Annotated in this window: 5 protein-coding genes and 1 other RNA gene; all 6 read right to left on the bottom strand. The window is 38.6% G+C overall.

The features are described 5' to 3' along the window. Positions 1-313: 313 nt before the first annotated feature. The 6 genes from ACRD7B_RS13670 to ACRD7B_RS13645 all read right to left on the bottom strand — a co-directional run bounded on the left by ACRD7B_RS13670 (position 314) and on the right by ACRD7B_RS13645 (position 14,666). A complete protein-coding gene (locus tag ACRD7B_RS13670; protein ID WP_430825132.1) occupies positions 314-1,621 on the bottom strand; it encodes a YihY/virulence factor BrkB family protein in 1,308 nt (435 codons plus the stop codon). A 21-nt stretch (positions 1,622-1,642) separates the two neighbouring features. Beyond that, positions 1,643-2,051, bottom strand: an RNA gene (rnpB, locus tag ACRD7B_RS13665) — RNase P RNA component class A. 19 nt (positions 2,052-2,070) lie between these two features. Further along, entirely contained in the window at positions 2,071-2,694 is a 624-nt protein-coding gene (locus tag ACRD7B_RS13660; RefSeq protein ID WP_430825131.1) for an SPOR domain-containing protein, read from the bottom strand. Between the two features lie 47 nt (positions 2,695-2,741). Next, entirely contained in the window at positions 2,742-4,781 is a 2,040-nt protein-coding gene (locus tag ACRD7B_RS13655; protein WP_430825130.1) for an OmpA family protein, read from the bottom strand. A 67-nt stretch (positions 4,782-4,848) separates the two neighbouring features. After that, positions 4,849-5,898, bottom strand: a complete 1,050-nt coding sequence (locus tag ACRD7B_RS13650) for a PorP/SprF family type IX secretion system membrane protein (RefSeq protein ID WP_430825129.1) — start codon at positions 5,896-5,898, stop codon at positions 4,849-4,851. A 20-nt stretch (positions 5,899-5,918) separates the two neighbouring features. Beyond that, complete coding sequence (locus ACRD7B_RS13645; protein WP_430825128.1) at positions 5,919-14,666, bottom strand: T9SS type B sorting domain-containing protein; 8,748 nt, start codon at positions 14,664-14,666, stop codon at positions 5,919-5,921. Positions 14,667-14,843: the final 177 nt, after the last annotated feature.

The following is a 14,843-nucleotide window of genomic DNA, read 5'->3' as shown; positions in this document are numbered from 1 at the left end:
CCCTTGATAAACCTTGGAATTGATGTGCGAATAAGGTATATTTGTTATACGATCTTTGATAAAGAAACTATCACATCAATTGTTTTGATTGTTAAACTCAACGCTATCAGAATACCGAGTGACGCTATGCTTTCTAAGGGCGGGCCTCACCTTCGGGTTGTCATTTATGGCACGGAGGATTACCGATGATTGTATGCACTCAAATCCTGTTTTACAGGAGTTTAAATTAATCCCAATTGATGTGATACCTTATATAAAAAAGCAACATTGAAATTCAATGTTGCTTTTTTTATATCTAATGGTTTAGTTTTCCTTATAAATCCTTGAGCAATACATTGTCCTCAGATGAATGCAGTACATTGCTAAACACCCCCAGAACGGACTGAATACGGCTTAAGTTATGCGTCTCTTCAAAATGTAAATCCCGGCTTCCTTTATCTTCAACCATCGATATTACACTCATAATACTTAACTTATTGATATCAATGGCAGGTTGATAACAGATTTCTTTGTCATCTTCAGAGTTTACTTCTGAAAATACTTTACATTCAACCAACTCGTACAACACTTCGTTAATTAAACGAATAGGTAATTTCAACTTAATGGACAATTCCATTTTAGAAGGCGGATTCTCTCCTCGTTCAAAACGCTTTACAACATCGGCTGCAACCATTATAATAACCAAACGGCGATACGTATAACTAACACGTCGTGTATCTGCATCAAATTCAAAACTATTTGCATTCTGATAGGCAAATGACAATTCAGCCCCGAAAAGTACAATTAACCAACTGGCTTGCATCCATATTAGAAAAAATGGCAAGGCAGCAAAACTACCATAAATAGCATTGTAACTCGTTACTGAACTCTGAAAGTGAATGTATCCATATTGCAAGAGTTGAAATAAAGATCCTGAGATAATTCCACCAAATAAGGCCGAACGAAACTTGACTCTCGCATTAGGCATTATATATAAAATCAATGTGAATACTATCCATATTAACATGTAAGAAGAAGCCAATACAAAAAATGGATTTCTGACATCTTCAACGCCAATTGATTTTAATTGCTTGGAAACGAACATAACTGTACCACTACTAGAAACTAGCAATAATATGGCGACCAACATCAAGGAAATGTAGTCGCTGAATTTTCGTATAAAACTTCTGGCATGTTTTACCTCCCAAATATCATTGAATGAGCTTTCAATATTTCCAAACACTTTCATTACAGCCCATAAAAGCATAACCAGACCAATACCGGCAATTTCAACGCCAGGGGTGCGTTCGAGATAATTCAATGCAAAATTGCTTACAAACTTATATACCTCCTCTTGACCTTCGAGGCGTGCAGCTAAGAGTTCGTTTAGCTTTGCATCAAACCCGAAACCTTTAGCTATTCCAAAAGCCAATGCGGCAACCGGAACCACTGAGAGCAATGAATAAAAGGTAAGCGCCGAAGCTTTTTGTTGGCACTTGTCGTTAATAAAACCTTTAATGGCAAGAAAAAGAATGCGAATGGCTCGAATTAAAAAAAATTGACGACGCGTGGTATCATCAGCAGTAATACGCCAGATTTCTTCGTTCAAATAGTGAACTAGTCGTGAGAGCCAATGTTTCATGTCTTTGATATTAGAAAAGAAAAAAATAGCAAGCCTATAAGCCGGGTCCTGTATCTGCCAAAAGCAGATGTCTATCATTTGTCTGGGCTTATGGTTACCCATAAGCTCTAGCGACCTACCCCTTACAACTTTTCAAAAGAAAAACAAAGCGAGCAGCTCTGCTCCATAATGGAGTTATAATATACATGGTCTTGCAATCCGTAAGTTGTACAGCTATCATAGTTACCCACAATACTGGTGAGCTCTTACCCCACCTTTTCACCCTTACCCGCATATGTACCTCGACAAGCTCAGCGCACAAACAAGGCGGTTATTTTCTGCTACATTACTAAACCCTCACGAGCTTCTTCCTGTTAAGAAATACGGTGCTCTGCATTGCCCGGACTTTCCTCTTAAACCAAATGATCTAAGCGATAGACCGGCCTGCTATATTTGCAAAAGTACAATTATTATTCAATTTTAAAAGGAGCATACCTATCCAGTTCTACCAAATATGCATCTTTATAGCCTAAACCTTTAATGCGTTCCAACTCAGCGGCAGCTTCCGTTCCCATAACTTCGCTAACGCAATAACGAAATATTTTATCCTTCATTCGATATTCTGTCACATTATCTAAGTCTTTAAAATGACTTAAATACACAGGAAAACGGAAGGCACTTAGTTGCACAGTATACATTCTATTAGGATCAATCTTTTTACTTGATCGCGCAACAGGTCTTCCCTGCCCTAAATCAAACTCAGCCGTATTTACAACAAATGCTTGATCATAACCCAAACCACGAATAGATTGCAGGTTACTTTTGGCTTCATCGTAGCTGCTGTATTGCCCTACACAGAAACGATAAAAACCATCTGCACAAGGATATTCCCTTGCCTTATCAATATTAGTAAAGAAAGACGCAACACCAGGTGGCTTTTTCAGAGCTATAATTTGAATGGCATAATAAGGCTCAATGGCTTTATCCATTCTAATAATCTTTTTACTTGTTCGCAAAGCAGCAATATCTTCAGCTATTCCCGAAACTGCTGTTGTGAACAATATGGTGACGAGTAAAAAGTATTTGAGTTTCATTCTCTATATTTTAATGCCTAAATATAATACAATTAATACTTAATAAATTAATTAAGTCGTTTCCAAACAACCACCTCAATACGACGGTTACTTAAATGTTCTGCTTCGTCGCAATACACGCCACGCTTACATTTATTAAGCAAATAACGTTCTCCATATCCACGCGGAATCATATTTTCATCATTAATACCACGTAGCATCAATTCTTTTTCAGCAACTTCTGCTATGGTTTGCGAGACATCCAGGTTATTATAACGGTTACCTTTAGCTTCGGTGTGACCGTTCAACTTAACAACCACATTAGGGTTTTGCTGTAAGATTGTAGCCAATTGATCCAATACTTTCTGACCTTCATCAGTAATTTTACTACCTCGATAAGAAATAACCATCTTACCGATATCATTCAAGGCTGAATCATCAAAAATTGGTGTAAGGGATAAACCATTATTATTTATGTCTTCAATTTCCATGATATGAACCAACATACGTTTACTATTGAATTCAGCGCCTTTGGAAAGTTCTATTTCGAATTCCTGAGCATCATTTCTGAAGTTATCAGGAATAGTAATATTAACCTTACCATCAGCATCAGATACGCCATTGGCAACAACTTCACCAGTATTGGCATCCTTAATAACCACACTAGCACCTGCAACAGCACCACCATTAAAGGTAGAAGTTAATTTAGCAGCAAAAACAGCGGGGAACATCGATAAGTCAACCGAAGGTGTTTCAACGATAGGTTCACTTACAACTGGTTCTTCAACAGTCGCCGTTTCATCAAATACCGGTATTACATCCAAACCAGCTACAGGAGGAACATCCTTTTTAACCTCTTCCTGAGCATCAGATGGCATCAACATGAAGATCGCATCTGTACTACCCGAACCTATACGGTTAGATGAAAGAAAACCACGTGTAGCATCATTTGGATCAAGTATGAAACCAAAATCATCACTACCTGTATTTATAGGTTGGCGCATATTCCGCACATTGGTAAAATTATTACCATCCCATTCAGCCTCGAATATATCAAGCCCTCCAAAACCAAGGTGACCGTCAGAAGCAAAATATAACTTTCCTTCTTTACTTATATATGGCCATTTCTCAACTCCAAAAGTATTAATTTCCTTACCAAGGTTTTCACCCTTACCAACATCACCATTAGCTTTAATAGGTGCACTATAAATATCCTGACCTCCGAAGCCACCGCGTTGGTTTGAGGTATAATACAACGTTTTATCATCTGGTGATACTGCCGGGTAACCAATATCAAAATCATCGGAGTTATTAGCTAATTCGCGCTCATTCACCCAGTCTTTACCGTTAAACTCAGAGGTAAATATTTTTATACGGCTACCCCCTTTAATGCGTACCACTTTTGTATAATATATTCGTTTAAAATCACTGGTAAAAGCTGTTGCCCCAACATGAAAATCATACTCCAGATTTGATGAAAATGAACTTCCACCCTCTTGCACTTCACCATCAACATATTTGGCTGAAAATAAATTTAAATAAACCTTACCCGTATTATCTACCTTTTTTCCAGCATCTTCTTTAGCTCCCGAATACACAACTTCATCTTTATAAAACTGTATACCAAAAGACTGTCCACCTATAAGTAATGAACTGGCCGGATTTACAAGAACCGATTGATCAAAGGCTCCATTTTCCCTTGCCCACTTACAAGCTTTAATCAGCTCTTTCATGTCTAGTGGATTTGCCTCTGCTTTAATAGCTTTTTCGTACCACTCAATGGCCACATCAAAACCACCCTGTTGTTGCCAACAAGCTGCATAGTTACGTATATCTACTTCGTTTCTAAGCTTATCCTCCAGCCCTAGATACATATCAAAAGCAGTCTGTATATCTTTAAGATTAAAATAACAACGCGCCATATGGAGTTTGGTATCCAAATCATCAGCTCCTTTTTCTACAGCTATTTTGTAGTACTCCAAAGCCTGGAAATAATCCTGATTCTCGTACTGATTCTGAGCCTTCTTAATTTCAGACCTTTGAGCGACTGTAAATTGCCCAATTGTCAACAATAATAAAAGTAGATGTATTTTATAGTTGGGTTTCATAGGTTATAATTTTTAACCAAATTGCTTATACATAATTTAATGTTCAAATAGCTCTAATATAAATTTACTAGAAATATCTGATAGATCGCATACCAGGACGCTTATTAAATGAAAAGTCGAACTGAATACCTATTTCGTGCGATCCGTACTGACCAAACCTACCCATTGGGGATATGGAATAATCGAACGAATAGCGTACTGTAAACTGTCTATTGATTATGAATTCAGATAAGAAAACGGCTTCTGACACACTTCTATATGAAGCCCCTAACCACAATCGTTCCATTAGTAACACATTGGCAGAAACATCGAACGTTAATGGTGCCCCCACCACCGTTCTGATTAAAGCCGTTGGTTTTATCTTAACATCACCTAAATCGAAAATATATCCTCCATACCAATACGAATGAAGGTGTTCTATATTAAGCGTATTTTTATATCCTTCTGAACCTTGATTATAAACCGGATCAAACATCTTTGGAATGGAGAAACCTGCAAAGTAATTCTCGGCATAATAGTATGCTCCAACCCCTACATTAAAAGTGATATTACTTTCCTTACGTTGAAATACCGGATCGCCATATTGATCCGTAATAGCTCTGGTACCATCATAAACATTAGAAGATACCCCCAATTGTAAACCGAATGACAGAAACTTACCACGACGATCCAATTGAATCTTATACGACGCTGCCCCCATAAAATCAAACACATTGGTAAAACCCAAATTATCATTGGCCAATATCACACCAACACCAAGGTTAGTATCCTCTATCGGCCCGTGAACATTTAATGCCTGATTCATAGGAGCACCTTCCACTCCAATCCATTGACTACGGTGTATAAGCAATCCACTCATAATATCACGCGTACCATTATACGCAGGATTCAATAAACCCTGATTAGCTATATAGTGATTGTACGCTGCCTGATGTTGCGCCTTTGATGGCAGAACAAAAAGCAATAAAAACAATATAGGGATAAGATATTTCATGTGATTAAATCTTTTTAAAAGAGTCAGATTAAACGATCCTGAAGACAACACACCTTTAGCATCGCACTCAAACTCTCGTTTGGCAATAAGATCTATTTGTCTATTTAAATTAAATCGTTTCATCAGTATAATATATGTTCGTATTATCGTCTTAATTCAATAAATCCACTGTATTCTTTTGATTCCTTATTACCATCATTGTTGACTTCCACTGAGAACACATAATAATAAGTACCATTTGGTAAATTATCACCCAGAGAGACCATGGCTCCAGCATTTGATTTTCCATCCCACCAATCATCATCCTTACCATAAAAGTCACCTTTTGATCTATAAACCAAGGTTCCCCACCTGTTAAACACTTCTAGTTTTGAAACTGCAACATCAAAACTTCCTGATATAACATAGAAGTCATTGATTCCATCATCATTTGGTGAAAAGGCATTTGGTAGTAGTAGATCTTTCCCGTCTTCCACATTAACATTTCCAACAAAAATAAATACGGTTGCAATATCAGATCTGTTTGGGTGCAATGGATCAATATTTGTAACCCTATAGCGAACAGAGTCTCTACCATAGAAACCTGGTAACTTTTTGTATTCTAATTTACCTTCGGAATTAATGGTTGCAGAACCAATAACCTCATGTTGTTGCGGATCACCATTTTCATCAATAAACTCAAATGCTGTAATGAGCTCGAATTCAAGATTTCTATATTTATCAACTTCATTTTCTGCATCCTCAAACACATCCACCCCATTCAGGTAAAGATCATTTTGGGCAACATCAAACTCTACCAATAATTCACCACCTTGCAAGCCAACTACATCATCGATTGCTTCTAAAGGTATTGCATAGAGCAGAACACGACCATCCATTAAAACAGAACATCCTTGTGGCTGTGTTGTAGCTTGTATCACATAATAACCAGCCTCATCTTGTACTCCAAAATCAAGTTCAAGACCATCTCCTACAATTGTTGAAACAATTTCGTAAAGATCTCCACCTAATTCACGTAATAGTGTGTAAGAGGTTCCAATCACGGAACTTTCAAGTTTAATTTTATCAATATTAACTGAGCCCTGACAAAGCGTTTCACAAGGACTTACACTAACATCACCAAATTCGTCCTCTATCTCTAACCACACATCAAATATTTGTGGTAGGGGATTTTCAGTAATAGTTATTGGATCACTATCAACCTCGCAACCTGTGGTAAACGAAATAGCTTTAACAAAGTATGTTTCTGTTCCTCTTATAGGTACTGGGAACTCAACTGGCCCTCCAATACCATTTACATAATTCACTAAATCACCAGCATTATTTATTAATTGATAACCCACATTCAAAACGGAATTATCAACCGTTAGTACTACACCATCTCCATCAGCACAATAATCAGTACTTGATAAACTAAGAATAGGTTTTACAGGATCAGATGTTACTATAACTTCAGCTCCACTATTAATTTGCATAACACATGAAGTAAAGGCTACATCGTAGGAGCCAAATATGGTATAAGTTCCTGCTTGAACTTCTCCCAATATTAATTGCGAACCTGGCTGACCACCTTGAACAGCAGGAAGAACAACTGTAATACCGTCGGCTTCACGAACCTCATAGTACACACCATACTCCTGGTCTTGTAATACCAGATCAACTCCAGTGCTATTGGCACAATATGTATAAGCTGGCATTGTAAGATCCTGATTAATGACTTCAGTTACACTTTGCACATCAATTGAACCGTCCATACTTGATGTACAGCCAAATGGAGAAGCTGCATAAACAGTGTAAGTACCTGTGGTTGAAACAGCGTCAAATACAAGCGGCATTCCATCTCCAACTTTCGTATCTACAACCACATTTCCAGATCCATCATCAAAAACTAAATTATAAATATAATCGATTTCTGATCCTTCAATACCCAGAACAGTACCTGTTCCTGTATTACAATATGAACCTGATCCAGTCATTAAGTAAGACTTAGGTAGAGGATTATATGAAATCGTTAAACGATTCAACATTTCATTATTACATCCGGTCGGATCACCAGCGAAATCTCTATATCCAATCACCTTATATTCACCTTCAGCAAAGGTTGGTGTAAAGGCAATAGGATCAGTAGAGTGAGGCTGAGTTAATGTCTCAACAAATACATCTGTTCCAGTACCGTCGATGCGGTAAAGTACGTAATCCACATTGGCATCAGGGTTATGAACCTGTATGGTTAAACCTCCATCACCAACACAAATTGGTCCTGATGGTGTAAAGTCAATAGTACGCTTACCTACAACACCAGCAATATTAACCAATATTGGATTGTGATTTGCATCGTCAATTATCCTATTACAAGTTGTATTGAAGCCTTCAATGCGATAAGATCCATTATCATCAAATATTGGGTTGAAGGAGATATTACCTCCATCACCTATTATTTCATAACCAGGCACTTCAGAGTCAGTATCATTATCAATCAATACATATCTGATTCCAGCTTGTGAACTATTAATTGTTACAATTGTACCGTTATCGCAATCTGTTCCATCAACAACTGTCAATAATCTATCCTCAGGCAACAAGGTCATTGTTACATCAATAGCACCATTCATTGGATGAGGTCCACAATTAGTACTCGCATTATTCTTTGTAGCCTGCACAGTATATTGACCAGCGGCAGTTGCAGACCAAATAATCTGTCCACCACCTACTGTACCAAAGTCTCCTGTAGCTATTCCATCCAATAAGAGTTCATAAGTAACATCAGCCTCTGGATTATTGATATAAAGTGTGGCAGAACCACCACCCTCACAGAAACCAGTTTCACCTAATAGTTCAAGAACCTGTGGTAAAGGATCTTCAACTAGATCTAATGTATTGGCCATATCCTCCTCACAAGTCAAACCTTCAATATTTGCTCTTACATTATATGTTCCAGCAGTATAAGCTCCAGTAAACACTAATTGTCCACCATCTACTGTAGCAAGTATATCTTCAGCATAAACACCATCTTTATATAAGGTGTAACGAACACCAGCTTCTTTATTATCAAGTAATAATTCAAGGCCAGCTCCTCCTGTACAATAGAATGGATTATCGTTTTCGGCTAATAAATTAAATGCAGTTGGTAAAGCAACTTCCGTAACAGTTACCAATCCACTCATAGGATAATAACATCCACTTGTTGTTTTAACATTTACAGCATAATCACCAGCTGCATCATACGGACCAAAGGTATTGGCCGCGCCATCACCTGTCCAATCAGAACCAATAATTTCAGCTCCATTATAGGTAACAACATAATTAGTGCCAGCCTCAGAACCTTCTAATATCACTTCAATACCTGCGCCACCAATACAGAAACGACCGTCCGCAGGGTTACCAACAACTGTTTGTGTTGTACCACTCCAATCAGATTGTATTTCGAAAGTACCAGACATATCTTGAATACAACCATCTCTATCACCAACAACTACATACACACCAGTAGTTAACTGGAAACCAAAATTAAGCGCGGCTCCAGTTCCTGGGATAGGTGTTCCCACCTGAGCACCATCAACAGTTAGAGTATATATTACATCAGCTTCTGATCCAGAGAGGGTAATTTCGTAACCAGCACCAGCATTACAACCAGTGACAACTCCAACTGGATCAATTGTGAATGAATTATCAGGCAAGGCAGTTTCTATAACCACAACTTGATTATTCATATCAATACGATCACCAGGAACTGCTGGCCAATAGGCTTCTACTTTAAACGTTGCCGTTCCGGCATAAGTAAAGTCAACACCGTTAACTCCATGCGTCCAACGTACCTCGTCAGAAGGATCAGTTACCGTAACTGTACCCATCAATTGACTATCATCTGTTCGAATTAAATCGTAACTAACACCGTTCATTACCGGCGCAACAAGATATATCGATACCGCAGAAGCATCGCCCTCACAGTAAACTTGAGTTAAAGGCTCTACATCAGTAGGCGCTAAACCTTCAAAAACACGAATGGTTAATTCTGCAAAGTCAGTACAACCAGTACTTGTTGTTGCAATAACCCGCACTACAGTATTATCATCACTAATATCAGCAGGTGTCCACCTATAAGAATCAGAGCCATCATGAGTAGCATCGGGAACTCCATTAATTAAAAAATCATAATTAACCACATCAGTTCCAGTAGCTGTAAAGGTAATTTCTGTACCTGCCACCACACTTGTAGAAGGTGCAGCTGTTAGAACAACTCCAGATAATGGATTCACCGTAATATCTAAAGGTGTTGCATTTGGTGCTGTACATCCACTAGCAAATTCATAATTTACAGTAATTTGCTGAGCACCTGTAGCATTCCATAGCACCTCAATCTCATCTGTTCCTTGTCCACTAACAATAGTTCCACCTGCTGTAATTGTCCATACATAATTGTCATTTCCAGTCTCAGTAGAATATATTTCTGTATTATTATTACATACGATACTATTTCCTGTGATAGTTGGCACAGGCGTATCTTCTACGGTAACATTTATTTCCGTTGGAATACTTGGATCACAATTATTGCTATTAGTATAAGATACACTAATAGTTTGTGCACCAAGCGTATTCCATATCACTTCTATAGTTCCATTATTATCATCCACATCGATAGTACCTCCAGAAACTAACCAGTTGTAATTAGTCATACCAGTCTCTGTTGTATACACTTCACGATATGTATTACATACCGTATTATTACCTGATAAAGTTGGAATAGGTAAAGGATGAACTGTTACATCAATACGACTTGGATCTACAGCAGAACATCCGTCGGAGTTATCATAATTAACCTCCACAGAACCGGCTCCCTGAACATCCCATGTAACTGTTATTTCATTAGTGCCAAGACCAGCTGTTACGGTACCACCTACAACCGTCCATTGGTAGTTACTTTCACCAGCATCAGTTGTATATATATGACCAATCGTATTTAAACAAGCTTCATTAACTCCTGTTAACGACACTGTTGGAATAGGATTGACCGTTACTGGCAACACAAATGGGGTTGCGGCAGGGCAAGATGACAATTCGTAATTAACGGATATTTCGCGTGCTGCTCCTAATGTCCATACTACATCTACTATATGCTCTTGAGCTGTTGGAATTATAGTTCCGCCAGCAATTTGCCAATCATAATTAGAGGCACCACCTTCGGTTGTATAAGTTTCGGTATGCCCTTCACACACATCATCTGAACCTGTAATGGTTGGAGATGGCAGATCAGTAACTGTCACCCTCGTTGAAGTTGGAGTACCAGCACCACATAAATTAGCATCAATATAAGTAACTGTTATATCCTGAGGGCCAACGGCTGTCCAATCAACCGTGATACTTTCTGTTCCTTGGCCAGCAGAAATAGATCCTCCACCCGTAACAGTCCATGCATAAGCTGTCATTCCTGTCTCTGTAGAATAAACCGAGCTTGTTCCGTTACAAACAGTAGCATCTCCAGTTATGGTAGGAGTTGGCAAGGCGTTTACATTAACCGCATAAGGCACTGCAGCAGCCGACGGACAAGTATTACCATCGGTATAAGATACATTTATAGATTGAGCTCCAGCAGTATTCCATGTTACAGAAACCTCATTTGTTAAACCACCAGAATCAACAGTACCACCAACTACAGTCCAAACGTATCCGGTCATTCCAGCTTCAGTAGTATAAATATTACCACTTGAATTAACACAAACATCATTATCTCCAGTTATTGTTGGCACTAATAAGTCGTTAACAAAAATTGCTGAAGTTGTTCGAGAAGCTGCCGAACAGTTTCCAGTTAAAGTTTCGTAATTAACCGAAATCTCTTGATTTCCTATTGATGTCCATTGTACATCAACAATATGAGGATTAGCGGTTGGAATAATTGTACCTCCAACAACTTGCCAATCGTAATTAGTATATCCACCTTCGGTAGAATATCTTTCAGTAGCATTTAAACATACAGGTGAATTACCTGTAATAGTAGGAATAGGAAGCGTATGAACAGTTGTTGCCAAAACAGTAGGATTATTGGCACTACATCCATTTGAGTTATCATAATTAACACTCACAGAACCGTTCCCTATAACATTCCACAATACTGTTATTGTTCCATTGTTATCATTTGTTTGTATAGAACCACCCACTACGTTCCAAACATAATTACTCATGCCTGTTTCTGTTGTATATGTTTCGGTAGCTCCATCACAAACATCGGTCTCTCCTGTTAAACCAACCGTTGGTAAAGAGTTGACCGTTATTGTTTGACTTGTAGGCGCAACAGGCGGACAACCATCTGCAGAATTATATGTAACCGTCAAGGTTTGGATACCTGTTGTATTCCAATCCACATCTACGTAATCATCATTAATACCACCACCTGCATCAAAAGTACCACCAGTAACGGTCCAAACATACGAACCTGCAAAACCAGGATCGGTTGTATATCTTTCAATAGCGTCAACACATGGTGTGAAGTTACCTGTAATTGTAGGTGTTGGTAACGGATCAATAGATATAACAACAGGAGGCGCAGAACTTGCATTACATCCTGCGGCTGTTGTAACTTCTACAAACACCTGATCACCGTCAGCAAAATTATTTCTTGTAAAGGTATTACTTGCACTGCTTTGTTGACTTACCGTATTTAAGAAAAACTCATAATTAGTTGGCACAACCGTAGGTGATGCATTAGTAACCGTTGCGGTTAAAGTAACATCGCTCCCATCACAACTAGGATTAACATCTGGCACTAAAGTAACCACAGGATTATCATTAACTGTGATCGTAATTGTACTAGATGTGCCATCACAACCCGAATTAGCTTCAGTAATAATCACATAAATTTGATCGCCATTCTGAAGAGCCGGATCAGTAAAAGTACTGGACAGTCCGTCCTGCGCTTGCGTATCAACAGCAGAGCGAATACGACGAAACTCATAATTATATGTAGCACCTGCGTCGAAAGGTGTTTTAACAGCATTGGCGTTAAATGTAACTGGCGTACCAGCACAAATTACAGCACCGGGTGAAGAAATACTTAGCGTAGCTGTAACTTCATTCACAACAACAGTAACAGGCGCAGATATTGCACTGCAATCTGTATTAGGTGCAAAATCCGTATCAAAACCCTCAACAGTAATTTGATCACCATCAACTAAATCATTGGCACTCCAGGTAGCAGTCGTACTTCTTGCCTGCACTTCTATGCCATTTTTATAAAATATAAATTCATCCACATTGGCATCACCAGCCGTAAATTCCACTAAGGTTCCAGCACAAAACTCATCACCTGCCTGATCGCTAACTAAAGTAACATTTGGAATAGGATTGACTATTACAATGGCACCTCCAGTCATATCACCAAAATTGGCCACACAACCATTTGCATCAACCAAAGCAGTTACAAGATATGGATAAGCCGTTTGCGCATTTGCAGGAACCGCTGAAGGGCTCACCGAAATGGTGTGCGGACTTGAACTAATTGTTTCATTAAACGTATTTGTACCATCAGTATAGGTCAAATCCCAATCTGATGCACCCGTTAAAACGATGCTTAAATCAGTAGATTCACCATCACAAATACTTGCATCTCCACTTATAACCGAAGTTGGCCTTGAAAGAACAGTAATATCTGCTTGACCCGTTAAAACGGCAGCAGCACATACCGGCACATTTGAATCGCTTAATGATTTTATTGTATAACTTGTATTAACAGCTGGAGTAACAGAAACCACATGTGGACTAGCTACAATACCGTTGATAGGAAAATCGGTTGTACCATCGGTATAAACCAGATCCCAAGGCCCAACACCCGTTAAAGTAAATGTTAAATCTGTACTAGAACCATCACAAATATCAGCAGTACCCGATATATCACCAGTAGGTGCAGTATTAACAACCACATTGGTGACAGCTGTATTCTGACAACCATTTCCATCCGTAACTAATAGAGTGTAAGCTCCAGTCATTCCAGGCGTAACAGCACTTAAGGTAGGACTTTGATCTCCACTTGAATAAGACAAAGGCCCAGACCACGCATAGCTTACCATGCCATTATCTCCACCCGTCAATATAATATCCTCGCCCTCACACTTGGGGCCATCGTTAGTTGCCGTAGCAGTAGGCAGCGGATATACTGTTAATGATACTGTATTATTCATTGTAATGGCACAATTCGGAACAGCTGTTCTTACAACATCTACCGTATAATCACCTGCAGCAGAAACAGTCCAGGTAATAGCAACACCATCCGAACCATTAACACTACCTTGAGTTGGTGCACCATCAACCATCAACTGATAACCATAGCCACTTTCAGAATTTGACAATGTTAATATAGCATCGCTACCCGCACAAATAGCGGGTACATTACTTGATAAATCATAAGGTGTGGCCGTTTTATAAACCAATGTCCAGTCAGTTAAACCACCACCAGCACTTACACCGGCTCCATTTAAAGGAGTCATAACGATATAAATAGTGGCATTATTTAAATACCTTGCATCAACTCTATCCGGATGAAAACGCAAATATGTATCGGTTCCGGTTCCTAAAACATCACCCCAACCAGGATGCAGCATAACACCTTCACCAGCAATATTAGTTACAATTTCCCACTGAATATCTACAGCTGCTGGCGGCAAAGCACTTTTATCAGGAACAATTACGTCATCAGAACCATCAGTAGAACAATACTCTGCCTCTAAAGAAGGAATAGGATTACCAACTTCTCCACCTTTCAAAACAGGAGAAGAGTAACCTAAATACTTATGTATAGCCCTAATGTCATTTTTAATTGACTTTGAACTTTGAGCATTCGCGCTTGAAACCAAAAGCATCAAACCCAAAAACATCAACAACCTAAAGCGTAAAATCATTTTCATAAACCAATGTTTATTTTAATCCCCAACTGCACTTCCAACTTCACCATTATTTTCGTAACAAACTTTCCTTCGCATTTATGGCTCCGGAACACTATTGCCAAAACATTTTTATTTATATCCTAACACCATGTGCATTAGGGAATGATTCAACTAAACAAAAATGTTCTGTTTAACAAC

The organism is Carboxylicivirga fragile (genome assembly GCF_050589805.1).
Taxonomy (GTDB): domain Bacteria; phylum Bacteroidota; class Bacteroidia; order Bacteroidales; family Marinilabiliaceae; genus Carboxylicivirga; species Carboxylicivirga fragile.
This window is presented reverse-complemented; position numbering and strand designations above follow the sequence as displayed.